Here is a 17,443-nt window from a genome sequence, read left to right as displayed (position 1 = left end):
CAGGTCGGAGGCAAGTATGTCCAGAGTTTGTCAGGTTACCGGTAAGCGTCCGGTATCCGGTAACAACGTTTCCCACGCGATGAACCACACTCGTCGTCGTTTTCTGCCGAATCTGCAGAACCATCGTTTCTGGGTTGAGTCCGAGAAGCGTTTCGTGAAGCTGCGCGTATCCACCAAGGGCATGCGCATCATCGATAAAAAAGGCATTGACGCTGTGCTGGCCGATCTTCGTGCCCGCGGCGAGAAATTTTAAGGAGCCGCATCATGCGCGAGAAAATCAAGCTGGTTTCATCAGCAGGCACTGGTCACTTCTACACGACCAAGAAGAACAAGCGTAACACGCCGGAAAAAATCGAGATCAAAAAGTACGATCCGGTTGTCCGCAAGCACGTTGCGTACAAGGAAGCCAAGATCAAGTAATTCCTGATCCGGCATCCACAAAAAAGCCCGGCCAAAGCGCCGGGCTTTTTTGTGGGCCTGACATTCTCAGAATTTTTCCAGATAGCCTTCTGGCAGGGCCACATCCATGGCGATAGGCAGGTGATCTGACATCGGGTAACTCACCACTTCCGAGCGCCGGATTTCCAGCGAGGGGCTCACCAGAATATGATCGAGTGCCTTCTCGGGCCGCCAGCTTGGAAAACTGTGGGCAGTGTCCGGCAAAGGGACGAGATCAGTCTCCCTAAGGGGGGTCTGTGTCAGCAGCTGCTCTGCATGGGCATTCATATCTCCCATCAAAACCACATGCCGGTAATCGGCTATCAGCTCGCGGATGTAGCCCAATTGGCGCTGCTGTGCCGCTTTGCTGAGGGAAAGGTGCATTAACACCAGCACCAGCGGATCATGCTCGGTTCCGTAACGGGCAATAATGGCACCTCGACCTGGAATCAGCCCCGGCAACTTATGTTCAGTAACATCCAGGGGCCGGTATCGGCTTAACAGACCATTGCTGTGTTGGGCGATCTGTCCGAGATTCCGGTTCAGCTGTTGATACCAATAGGGAATACCCGCCGCTTCAGCCAGATACTGCACCTGGTTGATATATCCGCTGCGCAGACTGCCCCCGTCGCACTCCTGTAACGCCACCACATCATAGCCACGCAGCAGGGAGGCAATGCGATCGAGATTTTCGATACGGTTGCGATGAGGCAGTATGTGCTGCCAGCTCCGGGTAAGGTAATGGCGGTAGGACGATGTGTTGATACCCACCTGGATGTTGAAGGTGAGCAGGCGGATGTGCCGTTGCGGCTCGAACTCGGGTACATGCTCGGTCCCGGAACAGGCACCCCTTGGCCCGCCGGCCGGCTTCAGGATGCCATTTAACTGCTTTCGGATATGCTTGTACATAGTGGCGGACTCGACCGACCGGCTGCTTTTCGTCGTCAGGTCAGATTCGGTAACGCGGCGTTATTCCACCTCACCACGCTCTTTGGCGACAAGGTAATCAACCACCTCCAGAACCGCCTCATGGCTGCCGGCCATGGATGCACTGACAGTGTACTTGCCATTAACCAGCATAGTCGGGGTTCCGGTGATCCGCGCGCCCCGGATTTTCGATTGTGCTTTCTGCATACGGGCATTCACGCCAAAGCTCTTGTAAGTGCTGACAAATTCATCCGGATCCACACCGTATTCCGCGACGAAGTCGGCCAGGGCTTCCGGCGTATTCAGGGGCCGGCGCTCGCCAGCAAGCGCCTCGAACAGCGCGTCGTGAACTTTATCCAGCTCACCCATTGCCTCGAGGGCATAGAACGCGTAGGCGTGGGGCTCCCAGTTCCGCCCAAGCGCGGCCGGAATTTTCACGTAATCGACATAGTCAGGCGCTTTCTCGGCCCAGTCCTCAATCAGGGGCTTGAAGGTATAGCAATGGGGACAGCCGTACCAGAAGACTTCCGCCACCTCGACACCGGAATCGCTGTCGGTGCGCACGGAGGAATCCAGTCGGTTGTAATGGGTACCCTCTTTCCACTCTGCGGCATTCGCCAGACCAGAGACCGAAAGCGCCAACAGGAGCAGGAAGGCCGTTCTGAAGGATCGAAACATGAAAAATCTCCGAGTATTTGAATATCGTTTTGGGAGGATTATGACCCAGCGTACCTGAAAAGTTCCACAGGTCGGCAGTTACAGAAACGAAAGACAACAAAAAACCCCGCACCAGGCGGGGTTTTCGGCACAGTCCGGCGACGTTAGTTCAGGCCGGAAATGTAGCTGGAGACCGCTTCGATCTCGGCATCTGTCAGTTTCGAAGCAACGTCCATCATGATGGCGGCATTGGAGCCAGCGGCGCGGTCACCGTCGCGGTATGCCTTCAGCTGCTCGACCAGGTACTCGGCGTTCTGGCCGCCCAGGGCAGGGTAGCCCGCTGGCTCATTACCAGTGCCCTGCGGACTGTGGCAGCCAGCACAGGCGGGAACGCCGGATGCCATATTGCCGCCACGATACAGGGCTGAACCCTGATCAACCAGATCGGGATCTGCCTGGCTGACAACCATGTCCTGGTCATTATAATACGCCGCCAGGTCCTGCAGATCCTGGTCAGACATGTCGTCCAGAAGACCTGTCATCTCGGGAATGGCACGATCGCCGTCCTTGATAGCTACCAGCTGGTTGTAAAGATACTTCTCTCCCAGACCGGACAGCTTCGGGTACACACCCATCACCGGCTTGGCACCACCCTGGCCGTGACAACCGGCACATACCGCTGCGTTCTCTTCGCCTGCCTTAGGATCTCCCGCCCCGTGCGCCATCGCTGTGAGGCCAACACCGAGAACTACTCCTGCGATCAGTTTTTTCATGCTCGCTCCGCTTCTCTCATCTTTTAAGGGTATTCTTCGCTACGCAGCCGGCAGGCGCTGACCAGTCAGGCTCAAAACCGGGGCTGACAGCGGTCGCGCGCAGCGCGCCGCCCGGAATTGGTGTAGCATTATACATTAATCCCTGATAACTGAAATCCAAAGGAAAGCCAACCACTGTGGACCCTGATCTGACTCAAAAAAGCCTCTCGTTCAACAGCGCCCGTTTTCTCATCAGCGCTTCCCGTCTGGATGAGTGCCCACCTGACATCGGCGCCGAAGTTGCCTTTGCCGGCCGCTCCAACGCCGGCAAATCCAGTGCGCTTAACGCCATTACCGCGAACGGCAAGCTGGCCCGCACCAGCAAGACCCCCGGCCGTACTCGGCTGATCAACTTTTTCTCCCTCAATCGGGAGCAGTGCCGCCTGGTCGATCTGCCCGGGTATGGTTATGCCAAAGTCTCCAGGGACATGAAAGACGACTGGCAACAACACCTGGGCCACTATCTGAATGACCGGCGCTGCCTGCGCGGCCTGGTTCTGGTGATGGACATCCGCCACCCGCTAACCGATTTTGACCAAATGATGGTGGAATGGTGCGAGCATAACAACCTGCCGCTGATGATTCTGGCCACCAAGGCAGACAAACTGAAGTTTGGTCAGGCCAAGACCGCCATGCTGGGTATTGCCAGGGATCTGAAAGCCTACACCTGCGTGGAGCACCTGATCATGTTCTCCGCGACGTCAAAGCGTGGCGTGGACGAGTGCCGGGATGCATTGATCAACTGGCTGGAAGGCGATTTCGGGGAAGAAGATGCGGCCCTCTGAGCAGGCTAAAAAAAACCGGCCTGCCAGATGACAGACCGGTGAAACGTCAGGGTTTGCGACGTGCTAAAACCTGAGATCGCACTCAGGAGACGCAAGGAATGTCCGAATTCCCGACGTCACCCCCTATGAGTGATTTTTTCGTCGAAAGTTCCGGGTTAGATCATTTTTTGACCATATTTTCGGGTTTCACTTACACACAGTGGTATCCATATCGCCCCTGTCGTGCAGTGACGGCCGATATTTCTCTCTCAGCGCCATCACCCGGTCCCTGTAGGCCGGGGTCAGGTAGGGAATCTCGAGGGTAAGCACCTGGTAGATGCCCTGTTTCAGCTCAGTGAGCGTCAGGCAGGCCGATTCTTCGGCTGCGTGGGCCGTTTTCAGGAACGCCATCCAGTTGGTAATCACAAGCCATACGTTCAGCGACATGGCCGACCGCAGGTCTTCCTCCTGCGGCTCAATGATGCCCGCTTCCGCCAACTTCTCGAAGATCCGACTGATTGACGCCAGACAGCGGTTGGTGAAGTCGCGATAGTCCTGTCGCAGCCGCTTGTCGCTGTCCAGAAGATATTCCAGATCCCGATGGAAGAACCGGTAACTCCAGAGACCGTCAAAAACCGACTCCAGATAGAAGGTCATGTCATCCAGGGTCATGGCCCGGTCTTCCGGAATGTCCAGATAGAAATCCACCAGCTTTTCGTATTCCAGGAAGATCTCGTAAATGATGTCCGACTTGTTGCGAAAGTGGTAATAGAGGTTGCCCGGCGAGATCGCCAGGTGCGCGGCAATGTGATTGGTGGTGACATTGCGCTCACCCCGTTCGTTGAACAACTCCAGGCTGGAGAGCAGTATTTTGTCTCTTGTCTTCATAGACCCGTCGGCGTTTGTTGTTGTAAAGCTCACAGATGGCCTGATTCGCCACCCGCCTCCGCTTGACTCACTAGAGTATATACTCTAATAATACCCTCAGACGCAAATTGAACACTTTTTCGCCAACCGTTCAATACCTGAGATAACAGGTCGCTGACTGACTCTGATCAGCGCCAAAGAGGAGAAAGCATCATGGGAGCCACTGTCGTCCAGCTCACCGAGAGCAAGAAACAGATCCAGCACACTCACCGGGTGTTTGGGGATCAGAAAAAGGCGTTCCGTAACAATCCCATGCCTTCCCTGACCGAACGGCAGGAAAACCTGAAACGCCTGAAGCGGGTACTGCTCAATAATCAGGATCGGCTTCTGGATGCCATTGACCGTGATTTCAGCTGCCGCTCGAAGGACGAGTCCCTGATTGCCGAGGTCATGCCATCCATCCAGGGCATCAACTACACGCTGAAAAATCTCAGCGGCTGGATGAAGCCGTCCAAACGCCACGTATCCGTTCTGTTCCAACCGGCCAGCAACAAGGTCCACTATCAGCCCAAGGGTGTAGTGGGAGTGATCGTGCCCTGGAACTACCCCCTCTATCTTGCGGTGGGCCCCCTGGTCGCCTCTCTGGCTGCGGGCAACCGCACCATGATCAAGATGTCGGAATACACACCCCACACCTCCGCCCTGTTCAAGGAACTGATCGAAGCCAGTTTTCCGGAGGACCTGGTCTCGGTCATCAATGGTGAGGCCGATGTCGCGGCGGACTTCTCGTCACGCCCATTTGATCACCTGCTGTTTACCGGTTCCACGTCTGTGGGCAAGTTGGTCATGCGGGCGGCCGCGGAGAACCTGACACCGGTCACGCTGGAGCTGGGCGGCAAATCACCGGCCATTGTATCGCCGGATATCCCGATGGAAGACGCGGCCCAGCGAATTGCCTTCGGCAAGGCGTTCAACGCAGGACAGACCTGTGTCGCGCCGGACTACGTGCTCTGCCCGGCCGACCGGGTTCAGTCGTTTGTGGACGAATTCCGCTCCCGCTTTTCCGAGATGTATCCGAGTCTGCGGGACAACGACGATTTCACGGCCATCATCAACGAGCGACAGTATGATCGTCTTCAGGGCTACCTGGAGGACGCGCGGAAGAAAGGTGCTGAGCTGGTGGAGATCAATCCGGCCCGGGAAAACCTTAAGGACGGCACCCGCAAGATCCCGCTGACGCTGGTTCTGAAGACTACGCCGGATATGAAAGTGATGCAGGATGAAATCTTTGGCCCGATTCTGCCAGTCGTCAGTTATGGCAGCCTGGATGAGGCGATCCACTATATCAATGACCGTCCACGGCCCCTGGCCCTGTATTTCTTCGGTTACGACAAGACCCAGCAGCAGCATGTGGTGGATAACACCCACTCCGGCGGCATGTGTATCAACGATTCCCTGATGCATGTGGCCCAGGACGACCTGCCGTTTGGCGGCATCGGGGATTCCGGCATGGGTCACTACCACGGCCGCGAAGGGTTCCTGACCTTCTCCCATCACCGGGCCATTTTCACCAAGCAGAAGTTCAACAGCGGCAAGTTTGTCTACGCGCCCCACGGAACGACTGCACACAAGATGGTTTACAAGTTCTTTATCCGCTGAGACCCGGGAATCTGTCGAGCGCTGGTAGCCCCTTCCAAAACACGCCGTGAATACGTCCGTGTAGGCTTGAGCAAAACATCCCTGTTTTGCACAGTTTTGGAAGGGGCTACCAGCCCTCGACGATTCGGCATTTTCCCCGCTATCCAAAAACAATAAAGAGAAGCGATTCATGAACAACGCGACCTCTGATCCGTCAGATCAATCCCAGCTAACCAACATTGATCGCCGAAGCTTTCTGAAAACCGGACTGGGCGGCGCTCTGTTTCTGGGTACCGTCAGTGTGACCGCCGGCCTGAGCGGTTGTGCCACGCAGCCGGCGGGTCGGCTGAGTGCCGTTGGCACCCGGATGGATGCCAGTTACCAGTTCCGGTTTTTGACCAAGGAGGACATTGCGTTGTTCGAGGCCCTGTTGCCGGCCATGATTGGCCCGGGGTTGCCGGAGCAGCCCCAGGCCAGGAACAGTGCAATTGCCGGGACAATCGAGCGGATTGATGCCGGCATCCACAAATTCGGGCCGGCCAACCAGAAGGAACTGCGGCGGTTGTTCGATCTGCTGAACTTCGGGCTCACCCGGGTGACCGTTGCCCGGGTCTGGTCCAGCTGGCCAAATGTAACCACAGAGGAAGCCCATGCGTTTCTGGAGCGCTGGCGTACGAGCCGGATCGGGCTGTTCAACAACGGCTACATTGCGCTGACCAAGATCAGCAACGTGGCATTCTATGGCTACCGGGATTTCTGGCATTTGTCCGGTTATCCCGGACCGCCGCAATACGCGGTCGACGCATTGCCACAATTTCAAAATGCCTGATTGCCAGCTGATCTGACGGAGCCAACCATGTCATTAACCGATCGCATTGCCCAGGGCCTGGAATCCGGCTGGAAGGTCACCGACGGCGCCCACCTGACCGAGAACCTGACCACAGAAGCCGACGTTGTTGTTGTAGGAACCGGTGCCGGTGGCGGCACCACAGCAGAAATTCTCGCCCGCAGCGGGTTATCGGTAATTCTTGTGGAAGAGGGCCGATTTTACTACCAGAAAGACTTCAAAATGGACGAGCAGACCTCCTATGCCAATCTGTATCAGGAGGGCATGAGCCGGGTAACCCGGGATGGCGCCATAGCCATTTTACAAGGCCGCTGTGTGGGCGGTTCCACCACCGTAAACTGGACCAGCAGCTTCCGGACACCAGCACCGACCCTTGATTACTGGGCCGAGCGGTTTGGCCTGGAAGAACTCCGGCCAGACGCCATGGCGCCCTGGTTTGATGGCCGGGAACAACGGCATTCCATGTCGCCCTGGCAGGCAGACCCCAACGTCAACAATGACATCTTGCGCCAGGGCTGCGAGAAACTGGGCTACAGCTGGCAGATCATTCCCCGCAACGTCAAAGGCTGCTGGAACCTGGGCTATTGCGGCGTCGGCTGCCCGACCAACGCCAAACAGGGCGCCCTGATGACCACCATCCCGGGCGCGCTCGATAACAACGCCCGGTTATTCCACAGCCTGCGCGCCGACCGCCTGGTCATGAAACAGGACCAGATCGACCACCTGGAAGCCTCCGCGTTCGCGACCGATGGCGTGACTCGGACCGGGGTCAAAGTCACGCTCAAAGCCAGACACTTCGTGGTCGCCGCCAGCGCCATCGGCAGCCCCGGCCTGCTCCTTCGCTCCGAGATTCCGGACCCGAACCAACGCATCGGCAAGCGGTCGTTCATCCACCCGGTCAACGCCACCGTGGCCCAGATGCCGCAACGAGTCGAACCATACTATGGCGCTCCGCAGTCCATCTACTCGGACGAGTTCAACTTCCGCAACGGCGTTGACGGCCCGGTTGGCTACAAACTGGAGGTACCGCCATTGCACCCGGGAATGTCCAGCGGTGTCATCCCGGGCCACGGCGAGAACCAGATCAACAACATGGCCGGCCTGCCCTACATGCAATCCGTCATCGCCCTGCTCCGGGACGGCTTCCACCCTGAAAGCCCCGGCGGCACCGTGTCGCTGCGAGACGACGGCAGCCCGGTACTGGACTACCCGGTCACCGACTACCTCTGGACCGGCATCCGCGAAGCCTTCCACACCATGGCCGAAATCCAGTTCGCCGCCGGCGCCGACAAAGTCCGCCTCATGCACCTGGATTCCGACTGGTACACCAACTGGGCCGACGCCAAAGCCGCCATCAACCAACTCCCCATGGCACCCCACCGGGCCCGCCTGTTCACCGCCCACCAGATGGGCGGCTGCGCCATGGGAAGCAATCCGCAAGACTCGGTCGTCAACGGCTTTGGCGAACACCACCACGTCAGCAATCTGAGCATCCACGATGCCTCCATCTTCCCCACCAGCATCGGCGCAAACCCGCAGCTATCGGTTTACGCTTTAGCCGCAAGAAACAGCACCAGGCTTGCGCAGAAACTGTCTTGATCATCCGGCTAACGCTGCCAGTCGGGGAGACTTGCACGGGGATGATAGGGCCGGCTGGAAGGGCTGATCCGGGAATGTGAGAAGCCAGGGATGGCTTCGCTCAAGCGCACATGGGTGAGGCAAGCGATTATGAAGCGAAGCTTCATGCGCAGGCGAACGACAGCAATCTGTGATTGCTGGCCGGACCCCGAAGGGGTGCTCGTAGCGTTTCCCGGATCAGCGCTTCCAGCTGGCACCACCCGCATAGCCAACATGCATTTACCAATGCCCTGGCCGCCAACTACAGGTGGCCCAAAAATGCTGCTATCCTAGGCTCTTGCAAAGAAAGGAGCTGTGCATGTCCAAAGTCATCTATCCGGGCACCTTCGATCCCATCACCAACGGCCACACCGACCTGATCGAACGGGCCGGCAGAATGTTTGATGAAATCGTCGTCGCCATCGCCTACAACCCCAAGAAACAGCCACTTCTCGATCTGGAAGAACGCTGCGAACTGGTCCGCCAGGCTACTGCGCACCTCCCCAATGTCAGCGTTACCGGCTTCAGCAACCTGCTCGCCGACTTCGTCCGTGAACAGGGCGCCACCGTGATCCTGCGTGGCCTTCGCGCCGTGTCCGATTTTGAATATGAATTCCAGCTGGCCGACATGAACCGTCGCCTCGCGCCGGAAGTGGAGAGTGTATTCCTGACACCGGCCAATCACCTGTCCTACATCTCCTCCACCCTGATCCGGGAGATCGCATCCCTGGGCGGGGATGTCTCGGAATTTGTCGACCCGGCAGTAGAGGCAGCCCTGAAAAAGAAGTTCAGCTAAGCCTCTAGACAGAAAAAAGCCCCGAGGAACGGGGCTTTTTTTGACACTGGATCAGGGTTCAGAGCAACGGCGGCAGAGGAATCTCCACCCCGTTCACATCAAGCATCAGATCATTCATGCTGGCATTCAGAACCAATCGGTCCCCCTTCTGGACCAGTAGCCCTTGCTTGATCATGGGCGCCAGCTGCATCTGGAATTCCGGGTATTCCTCCGCCAGGGCCAGAGGCAGACTGAGGCCCATTTCCCCGGTGAGCTGCTGCATCACCATCAGCATCTCGGCTTTCTGATCCGCAGTCAGCTCAGGATGGGTAATCCGGGCGCTGCCCTCGATCACGCCTTCCGGGGTTGTTATGGTCAGTTCCGGAAAACCAACCGAAAACCCGGCAGCAGCAAGGTCACGTACGGCGGTGTTTACCTGCTGCATGGCAACCATCTGCTGTTCAAACGATTCCGGACCGCCGGACGTCTGGCTGATGGCCAGCGTCTGCAATGCGGACAGGCTCTCCGTCAGGCCACCCCAGGCCGCCACATCCAGGCCCGACAGTGCGAACACCAGCCGCTGCGGGCCGTAACGGTCATCGGCCACTGACACCCCGGCAACCTCAAAGGCCATTTGTGAATCCAGACGCTCGCCATCATTCACGGGCTCGCTGCTGCTGCGAACCGAAATATCCTGCAGGCTGAAGGGCGGCTCCTGCCCTGCCGTAACAGCAACAGAATCCACCACAATCTCGCCGGAGCCGGTCCAGACATCACCGGTGAGGTGGCTCATGGTCTGTTCCAGCCGGAAGTCACTGACCCGGATATCCACGTCAGGACCTGACAGGGCCAATCCGGGCCACACCATCAAAGCGTCAGCCTGGGTACCCGCGTCACTGATCTCGATTCTTGCCAAACCACCGCTTGAGGTCAGCGTCTCCCCGGTATCCGCGTCTGTCACGCTCATTTGAGGCGCTTCCAGTTCCAGCACCGCGGTACCCCAGAGTCGGGTTTCCAGGGTCAGCCTTGGCTCCTCATCCGAAAACCACTCGGTATCCCCGGAAGACCAGCCATCTTCGGGCTGGAAATCCATCAGACTGCCGGTCACCCCATGGGTTACATTGGCGCGATAGGCGAACTGCCGGGATTCTCCGGTTTCCGGATTCTTCAGGTTCACCGAACCCGTGAACCGGGCTCCAAGCATGCCCCGCTGATAATCATCAGTTTCCAGGCGCAGGAACGGCTGTGAATTGTTCACCTCCTCCGTTGCCTGCTGCCACTGCTGTTCAGTAACGTACCCCACAACCCAGGGCAGACCGCCCGCCACAACCAGCACACCGGCGCCGGCAATCATCCATTTGGCATTCAAACGCTTTCTCCAGTTCGGGAATCAGGTCTTTCCAGTCAGCCGTTCCAGCAAAACAAGCTGGGAGGCCAGGCGTTCTTCATCTTCTGCAGGCTGGTTCTGGATATAACTGCCGTCCGGTTGCAACACCCAGGACTGGCAATTGTCGGCCAGGTAGGTGTCCAGATCTTCTCTGACCCGGGCAGCCAGCTCCGGATCATCCAGGGGAAACGCGGTTTCCACACGGCTGAGCAGGTTCCGTTCCATGCCGTCAGCGCTCGAGCAATACACATCCGGTCGACCATTATTACCGAAGTAATACACCCGGGTGTGCTCAAGGAAACGACCAATGATGGATCTTACCCGAATGTTCTCGGAAAGACCCGGCACCTCCGGACGCAGACAGCAGATACCACGGATAATCAGATCGATTTTCACACCCGCCTGGGAGGCCCGGTAAAGTGCCTTGATCAACTGGATCTCCGTAAGTGCATTGAACTTGAAGATAATCCGGCCATCCTCACCGTAACCCGCTTCGCGTTCAATCAGGCTGAGCAGGCGCGAATGCAGGGTGAACGGCGAATGGAAGAGCTTCTTGATCTTCAGGGCCTTGCCCATGCCCGTCAGCTGCTGGAACAGTTTGTTGACATCATCACTGATGGATTCGTCGCAGGTCATGAAGCTGTAATCGGTGTAAAGACGGGCGTTACCTGCGTGATAGTTGCCTGTGCCCAGGTGCACATAACGACGCAGCCGACCCTCTTCGCGGCGGACAATCAGGATCATCTTGGCGTGGGTCTTGTAGCCCACAACGCCGTACACCACGATCACCCCGGCCTCCTGCAGCCGGCTGGCCAGCTCCAGGTTCTCGGCCTCGCTGAAACGGGCCCGCAGCTCGATGACTGCGGTAACCTCTTTGCCACGGCGCGCGGCATCCGCCAGGGCTTCCACGATTTCCGAATCGGCGCCGGTACGATAGAGGGTTTGTCGAATCGCCAGGACCTGGGGGTCCTTGGCGGCCTGGCGCAGCAGATCCACCACCGGGCTGAAATTCTCATAGGGATGCAGCAGCAGGATCGGGCGCTTGCGGATGGCGTCGAACATCGATTCCTTGCTGCGGATCTGCTTGGGGATCGACGGCGAAAAGCCGGAATAGGTAAGGTCCGGCCGGTCCACCAGCCCACCGACCGCCATCAGCCGGGTCAGGTTGACCGGGCCATGCACCTGGTAAAGATCCCGCTCGGTCAGACCGAACTCCTTGAGCAGGAACTGCACCAGCTCTTCCGGGCAGTTGTCAGCAACCTCAAGACGCACCCCGTCACCAAACCGGCGGCTGAGCAGCTCACCGCGCAGGGCCGAGGCCAGGTCCTCCAGGTCGTCCTCAAGCTCAAGGTCGGCGTTGCGGGTCAGCCGGAACTGATAGCAGCCTTTCACTTCCATGCCGGGGAACAGTTCATCGGCATGGGCGTGGATCATGGACGACAGGAACACCAGGTTTTCGCCACCGTTGCAAACATCGTCGGGCAGCCGCACCAGACGCGGAAGCGAACGGGGAGCCGGCACGATCGCCATGCCGGTTTCCCGGCCGAAGGCGTCCTTGCCATCCAGTTCCACGATAAAGTTCAGGCTCTTGTTTACCAGGCGGGGGAATGGGTGTGACGGATCCAGCCCGATGGGGCTGACCACCGGCAGAATCTCTTCTTCAAAATAGTTGCGTACCCACTCCGCCTGCGCCGGCGTCCACTCACGGCGCCTTACAAAGTGGATGTTTTCCTGCTCCATCTCGGGAATCAGGACATTGTTGAGTATGTCGTATTGCTCGCGAATGTACTCGTGGGCAACCCGGCTAATTTCCGCCAGCGCCTGGTCCGGCATCATGCCGTCGGCACCGACCGTCTCCCGGCCGTATTTCATCTGTTGCCGAAGCCCCGCCACACGGATCTCGAAGAACTCGTCCATGTTGCTGCTGAAGATGCAGCAGAAGATGAGACGGTTAATCAGCGGGTGCGTGGTATCCAGGGCCTGCTTGAGCACCCGGTAATTAAACTGGAGCTGGCTCAGCTCCCGGTTAAAGTAGTTTTCATTGGCATCCAGGTTGATCTCCTCACCAACCGGGGGTACCTCTACCGGCGCAGGCACACTCCGCTCATCCCCTGCCGTCTGATTCTTCGCCGTTTCCGTTGTCATATTCCTCGATTCCAGTGTGTTCGCCGCTACCGGCGAATGACTTGCTTGGCTTATCCGTTCTGACGATCCCGCATCAATCGGGCCGCGCGCACGGCAAAATAAGTGAGGATGCCGTCGGCACCTGCCCTGCGCATGGCCATCAGGCTTTCCATCATCACTGCATCGCCGTCCAGCCAGCCGTTCTGGGCCGCAGCCATGTGCATGGCGTACTCACCGCTGACCTGATAGACAAAGGTCGGCACCCGCAATTCCGTCTTCACCCGGTGCACGATATCGAGATACGGCATACCCGGCTTGATCATCACCATATCCGCGCCTTCGGCCAGGTCCATGGCGACCTCATGCAATGCCTCATCGCCGTTGGCCGGATCCATCTGATAGGTGGCCTTGTTACCCTTGCCAAGGTTGGCCGCCGAACCCACCGCATCCCGGAAAGGTCCGTAATAGCTTGATGCGTACTTGGCAGAATAGGCCAGTATCCGGGTATTCACATGGCCGCCGTTCTCCAGGGCTTCGCGAATGGCGCCAATCCGCCCATCCATCATGTCTGACGGTGCCACCACATCGGCGCCGGCGTCGGCATGGGAAAGCGCCTGATTGACCAGCGCCTCGATGGTTACGTCATTGAGAACATACCCGTCATTGTCGATGATGCCGTCCTGGCCATGGGTGGTGAACGGGTCCAGCGCCACGTCTGTAATCACACCCAGTTCCGGATGGGCGGCTTTCAGGGCGCGAACCGCTCTCTGGGCCAGACCGTCGGAATCCCAGGCCCCGGAGCCGGAGAGATTTTTCTTCTCAACCGGAACCACCGGAAACAGGGCAATGGCCGGGATCCCCAAGTCCACCAGCTCCGCCGCCTGCTCCACCAGCAGATCTATACTCAGACGCTCCACCCCCGGCATGGAAGGCACCTGTTCCCGCTGGCCCTCACCCTCCAGCACGAACACCGGATAGATCAGGTTGTCCGGCGTGAGCTGGTTTTCCCGAACCAGGCGACGGGAAAAGTCACTGGCCCGGTTACGGCGAAGACGGGTGGCGGGAAAAGCACGGGGAGTCGGAATCGGCACTGACAACCTCCTGAATGGCTGAACAAAAAGTCTGATGGACCGTCACGGCATCCGCCGGGCGCCCTTTGCGCCATCATACACGGCCAGCGCCGCTGGTTGCAGACTCCCTCAGCAGGATAAAGCGATTAAATGACAGACTGATTACCGGATCGAATCCAGCGCCTCGGCACGAATTCGTTCGGTCTCGTTGAAGTAGCTTGCCCTGAGCCGTTCCAGTGCCTCCTGGCGCTCGGGTGCTGCCAGCCCGGACGACATCAGCCGGTGCCGGTCCCGGGAATAGCTCTGCCAGCGACTGTCCCAGTCCTTTTGTTCTTCCTCAAGCCGGGCCAGCTTACCGGCCACCTCCTCACCAAAGGCCTCCTGCCGCCAGGCCTCAAGGGCCCGGGGATCATCGGCCAGCGCCAGACGTGCCTGCTCATAGTCAGAAAACCGGCGGGTTTCCTCCCTGGCCTTCCGCAGAGGGGCAGGCAACGAAGACTCGGCCCGTTGCAAAGCCTCAGCTTTCTGCGCGTCCGTCAGGCTGTCATCTCCGGCAATCTTCAGCTTTTCTATCTGGAAGTGGTCCACCGCCTCATCATCGGCAAAGAAAGCGTCAGCCGTATCCGCGTCCAGCCAGGTCCGGCGCAAGGCCTGAATCTCGGCCATACGCCGCTGCATTTCCCCGGCTTCAAGCCCGGACACCTGACTGTAACTCTGCTCCAGCTCTGAAACCGCAAGTTTGTACTCCAGGTAGGCACCAAGGGTCGCCAGAGCCTGGGACCTTGCTGGCTCCTCCAGTGCCGAGAGTGCCGCTTCGATGCGGGCCACCAACTGTTCCAGCGTCTCCTCGCCCAGGGCCGAAAGAAAATACTCAAACAGTTGCCGCAGGTGTGGGGTTGGTACCAGATTCCCGTGCCGATCGGTCTGCGCCCAGCCACCCGGGACCGAAGTGCCGGCAAGCGAGGGGGGCACCTGCTCCGGAACATCGACCGAAGACACCCTGCCAACCAGTTCCGAAGGTCCTGTACCACCAGTCTCTTGGGCAGCAACGGATACCGGAGGTTCGTTCGCCGATCCCGAATCGGCCGGTCCGGCCGCCCCTCCCGGATCTCTGCCCATCAGCCAGAAGCCGCCGACAACTGCTATTATCACGGGTAATATAAGAAAAAGACGGATACGGGATGTCATGGCCACAGGGGTCCGGAATCATCGGGTGACTGGCGATTTGCCCCGGTTAGCGGGACAGGGTAATAGAAAACGAGGATAAACCAGACTGACAAGCCATACCGAGACCGGGATCAAAAACAGGGCCGGGGCGGAACGCCCCGGACCGTCATGCCAGCGTTCAGAGGGAGCGGTTGTTAAAACCCACTTCCACTTTACGCGGAGTGTCAGAGCGGAAGGAGGTATCCACTTCCTGTATTTTCCCGCCCTGGCTCAAAAACGCCTCGATGTCTGCCTGCAACTGCGCACGAACCCGCGCGCGGCCGGCGATGGAATGGTTGTCGTCACTGTCGCTGGTCCAGCTTCCGGACTGCTCCAGGTTGCTTTCGTCGAATTCACTCATGATCTTTTCTCCATCAACGAAAACAGATGGTCGAGTGCTGCGACCCCGCAGGGAACCTCACTCCGTATCGACGAACGACCGCCTGCGGCTTCGTCTTGGCGTCTTTATAATCTGCTTTTTGTGACCACGCTATTTCCTGGCAACGTCTTTTTTGTAATTTTTTGTAACTATCAACAACCAATTGAATTGTATCAGGAAATTTTATAATCGTCTGTAGCTCAAAAAATTGACACAAGAAATGAATAGTGATTCACTGCTTATAGGGAGCCGGAATGGCCTATCGAGAAACGGAGAAAATGCGCCAGCGTAAGGCCGAGGCGCGAAAACGGATCGTGGACTGCACCTATCAGTGCGTGGCCGAAGGCGGTTTCAGAAGCGCCCGGGTGACCCGTATCGCTGGCTTGGCCGGTGTTGCCACAGGAACTATTTACCGGCATTTCGAGTCCAGAGAAGACCTGTTCGCCGAAATTTTCCGACTGGCGACCCAGCGGGAAGTCGACAAGGTCGCCGAAGCCCTGGCATCTGGCGGGAATGGCGCCGAGCGGCTGGAGCGGGCCCTGAGACAATTTGCCGAGCGGGCGCTGAAAGGCCCGCAAATGGCGTGGTCACTGATTGCCGAGCCGGTCGACCCGAAAGTTGAGGAGGAACGGCTGGCGTACCGCAAGGCCTACGCCAATCTGTTCGAGAAAGCGATCCGCGAAGGCATTGAAGAAGAATGCATCCCGGATCAGGACGCCCGCCAGAGCAGTACATGCCTGGTCGGCGCCATCGCGGAAAGCCTGGTTGGCCCACTGTCACCAACACAAACCAGCCAGGAAAACAGCGCAACAGAAGACAACAATGACCCGCTGGTCAATTCCATCATCCGCTTTTGTATGCAGGGGTTGACCGGCACCAGGAGGTAGCTATGAACGCGCGGCAGCCCCGGCCCGACATGCCATCAACTGATCAGGATGACCGTTACCTGGCCAGCACTCACGAGGTCTTCAATCAGCCCCCGGCTCTGGAGAACTACAACCTGTTCGAGCAGGATGTCGCTCTGCAGGAGGCTGCCCTCCGGGAAGGTGCCGGCAAAGCCGCCGAGGACCTCAAGGCATTCGGCGCCCTGGCCGGAGCTGCCGGGACTATCGATCTTGGCTTCCGCGCCAACGCCAACAAGCCGGTATTCAATACCCACGACCGGTTTGGCCACCGCATCGACGAAGTGGACTTCCATCCGGCCTATCACGAGCTAATGCGGATTGCCTTCGACAATGGCCTGCACAGCAGCCCCTGGAGCCATCCCGGTCAGGGCGCCCATGTGGCCCGCGCCGCCAAGTATTACATGCACTCCCAGGTTGAGGCCGCCCACTGCTGCCCCGTGACCATGACCTTCGCCGCCATTCCGTCGATCCGCAAACAACCGGAGCTCGCGGCGGACTGGGAAGCCCGGATATTGGCCGACAGCTACGATCCCCGTAACCTGCCAGACGGCCAGAAAACCTCGGTCACCATCGGCATGGCCATGACCGAGAAACAGGGTGGCAGTGACGTTCGTGCCAACAGCACCAGAGGCTATCCGATCGGCGCAGGAGGCCCCGGCCAGGCCTATGAGCTGGTGGGCCATAAATGGTTCGTCTCTGCGCCCATGTGCGACGCCTTCCTGGTTCTGGCTCAGACACAGGCGGGACTGTCCTGCTTTCTGATGCCCCGCTGGCGCCCGGACGGCACCAAGAACCCCTGGCAGGTCCAGCGCCTGAAGAACAAGATGGGCAACGTCGCCAACGCCTCCAGCGAAGCCGAACTGCGCGGTGCCCTGGCCTGGATGGTTGGTGAAGAAGGCCGTGGTGTACCCACCATCATCGAAATGGTGGCCATGACCCGCTTCGACTGCATGATCGGAAGCTCCGCCGGCATGCGTCAGGCCATCGCCCAGGCCAGTCACCACTGCCGTCACCGCAGCGCCTTCGGCGC

General features: G+C 58.6%; 18 protein-coding genes. 9 read left to right on the top strand and 9 right to left on the bottom strand.

The annotated features are described in order from the left end of the window. The first annotated feature begins 16 nt into the window (after window positions 1–16). Together rpmB and rpmG are read left to right on the top strand one after the other, a co-directional pair. Window positions 17–253 (top strand): 50S ribosomal protein L28, encoded by a 237-nt coding sequence (gene rpmB / locus ACESMK_RS17445; RefSeq protein ID WP_008173462.1) that lies wholly within the window; start codon window positions 17–19, stop codon window positions 251–253. A gap of 11 nt (window positions 254–264) precedes the next feature. Further along, window positions 265–420, top strand: coding sequence for a 50S ribosomal protein L33 (gene rpmG, locus ACESMK_RS17440; RefSeq protein WP_008173465.1), 156 nt, complete (start codon window positions 265–267; stop codon window positions 418–420). A gap of 66 nt (window positions 421–486) precedes the next feature. On the opposite strand, the gene ACESMK_RS17435 is transcribed toward rpmG, so the two are convergent. The 3 genes from ACESMK_RS17435 to ACESMK_RS17425 form a co-directional block, all read right to left on the bottom strand. Further along, on the bottom strand, window positions 487–1,347 hold the full coding sequence (locus tag ACESMK_RS17435; RefSeq protein WP_373001459.1) for an endonuclease/exonuclease/phosphatase family protein: 861 nt from the start codon (window positions 1,345–1,347) through the stop codon (window positions 487–489). 60 nt (window positions 1,348–1,407) lie between these two features. After that, complete coding sequence (locus ACESMK_RS17430; protein WP_373001457.1) at window positions 1,408–2,043, bottom strand: thiol:disulfide interchange protein DsbA/DsbL; 636 nt, start codon at window positions 2,041–2,043, stop codon at window positions 1,408–1,410. Window positions 2,044–2,186: 143 nt separating this feature from the next. Further along, complete coding sequence (locus ACESMK_RS17425; protein ID WP_373001455.1) at window positions 2,187–2,795, bottom strand: c-type cytochrome; 609 nt, start codon at window positions 2,793–2,795, stop codon at window positions 2,187–2,189. A 176-nt stretch (window positions 2,796–2,971) separates the two neighbouring features. On the opposite strand from ACESMK_RS17425, the gene yihA reads away from it, so the two are divergent. Continuing rightward, entirely contained in the window at window positions 2,972–3,619 is a 648-nt protein-coding gene (yihA, locus tag ACESMK_RS17420) for a ribosome biogenesis GTP-binding protein YihA/YsxC (protein WP_373001453.1), read from the top strand. Between the two features lie 186 nt (window positions 3,620–3,805). Here the strand turns inward: yihA and ACESMK_RS17415 are convergent, their stop codons facing one another. Continuing rightward, on the bottom strand, window positions 3,806–4,486 hold the full coding sequence (locus ACESMK_RS17415) for a TetR/AcrR family transcriptional regulator (RefSeq protein ID WP_373001451.1): 681 nt from the start codon (window positions 4,484–4,486) through the stop codon (window positions 3,806–3,808). A gap of 192 nt (window positions 4,487–4,678) precedes the next feature. On the opposite strand from ACESMK_RS17415, the gene ACESMK_RS17410 reads away from it, so the two are divergent. The 4 genes from ACESMK_RS17410 to coaD all read left to right on the top strand — a co-directional run bounded on the left by ACESMK_RS17410 (window position 4,679) and on the right by coaD (window position 9,363). Then, window positions 4,679–6,124, top strand: a complete 1,446-nt coding sequence (locus tag ACESMK_RS17410) for a coniferyl aldehyde dehydrogenase (RefSeq protein ID WP_373001449.1) — start codon at window positions 4,679–4,681, stop codon at window positions 6,122–6,124. Between the two features lie 169 nt (window positions 6,125–6,293). Continuing rightward, window positions 6,294–6,932, top strand: a complete 639-nt coding sequence (locus tag ACESMK_RS17405) for a hypothetical protein (RefSeq protein ID WP_373001447.1) — start codon at window positions 6,294–6,296, stop codon at window positions 6,930–6,932. 27 nt (window positions 6,933–6,959) lie between these two features. Continuing rightward, window positions 6,960–8,549: a GMC family oxidoreductase N-terminal domain-containing protein gene (locus tag ACESMK_RS17400; protein ID WP_373001445.1), complete on the top strand. Its 1,590-nt coding sequence runs from the start codon at window positions 6,960–6,962 to the stop codon at window positions 8,547–8,549. A gap of 337 nt (window positions 8,550–8,886) precedes the next feature. After that, on the top strand, window positions 8,887–9,363 hold the full coding sequence (coaD, locus tag ACESMK_RS17395; protein ID WP_008173494.1) for a pantetheine-phosphate adenylyltransferase: 477 nt from the start codon (window positions 8,887–8,889) through the stop codon (window positions 9,361–9,363). A gap of 58 nt (window positions 9,364–9,421) precedes the next feature. Here coaD and ACESMK_RS17390 read toward each other — a convergent pair whose 3' ends face one another. The 5 genes from ACESMK_RS17390 to ACESMK_RS17370 form a co-directional block, all read right to left on the bottom strand. Beyond that, on the bottom strand, window positions 9,422–10,711 hold the full coding sequence (locus tag ACESMK_RS17390; RefSeq protein ID WP_373001443.1) for a DUF945 family protein: 1,290 nt from the start codon (window positions 10,709–10,711) through the stop codon (window positions 9,422–9,424). Window positions 10,712–10,732: 21 nt separating this feature from the next. After that, window positions 10,733–12,874, bottom strand: a complete 2,142-nt coding sequence (ppk1, locus tag ACESMK_RS17385) for a polyphosphate kinase 1 (RefSeq protein ID WP_373001441.1) — start codon at window positions 12,872–12,874, stop codon at window positions 10,733–10,735. Between the two features lie 50 nt (window positions 12,875–12,924). Then, on the bottom strand, window positions 12,925–13,944 hold the full coding sequence (gene hemB / locus ACESMK_RS17380; RefSeq protein ID WP_373001439.1) for a porphobilinogen synthase: 1,020 nt from the start codon (window positions 13,942–13,944) through the stop codon (window positions 12,925–12,927). 141 nt (window positions 13,945–14,085) lie between these two features. Beyond that, window positions 14,086–14,922: a lipase secretion chaperone gene (locus tag ACESMK_RS17375; RefSeq protein WP_373001437.1), complete on the bottom strand. Its 837-nt coding sequence runs from the start codon at window positions 14,920–14,922 to the stop codon at window positions 14,086–14,088. Window positions 14,923–15,268: 346 nt separating this feature from the next. Further along, a complete protein-coding gene (locus tag ACESMK_RS17370) occupies window positions 15,269–15,490 on the bottom strand; it encodes a hypothetical protein (protein WP_064229770.1) in 222 nt (73 codons plus the stop codon). Window positions 15,491–15,762: 272 nt separating this feature from the next. Here ACESMK_RS17370 and ACESMK_RS17365 point away from each other — a divergent pair, with 272 nt between their 5' ends. Together ACESMK_RS17365 and ACESMK_RS17360 are read left to right on the top strand one after the other, a co-directional pair. Next, on the top strand, window positions 15,763–16,395 hold the full coding sequence (locus ACESMK_RS17365) for a TetR/AcrR family transcriptional regulator (protein WP_104321109.1): 633 nt from the start codon (window positions 15,763–15,765) through the stop codon (window positions 16,393–16,395). Between the two features lie 2 nt (window positions 16,396–16,397). Continuing rightward, window positions 16,398–17,443, top strand: a 1,046-nt coding sequence (locus ACESMK_RS17360; RefSeq protein WP_373001435.1) for an acyl-CoA dehydrogenase family protein, incomplete at its 3' end; no start/stop codon positions are given.

Source organism: Marinobacter sp. (genome assembly GCF_041687235.1).
GTDB lineage: Bacteria > Pseudomonadota > Gammaproteobacteria > Pseudomonadales > Oleiphilaceae > Marinobacter.
Note: the sequence above shows the minus strand (reverse complement) of the source record. Positions and strands in the feature narration are given on the sequence as shown.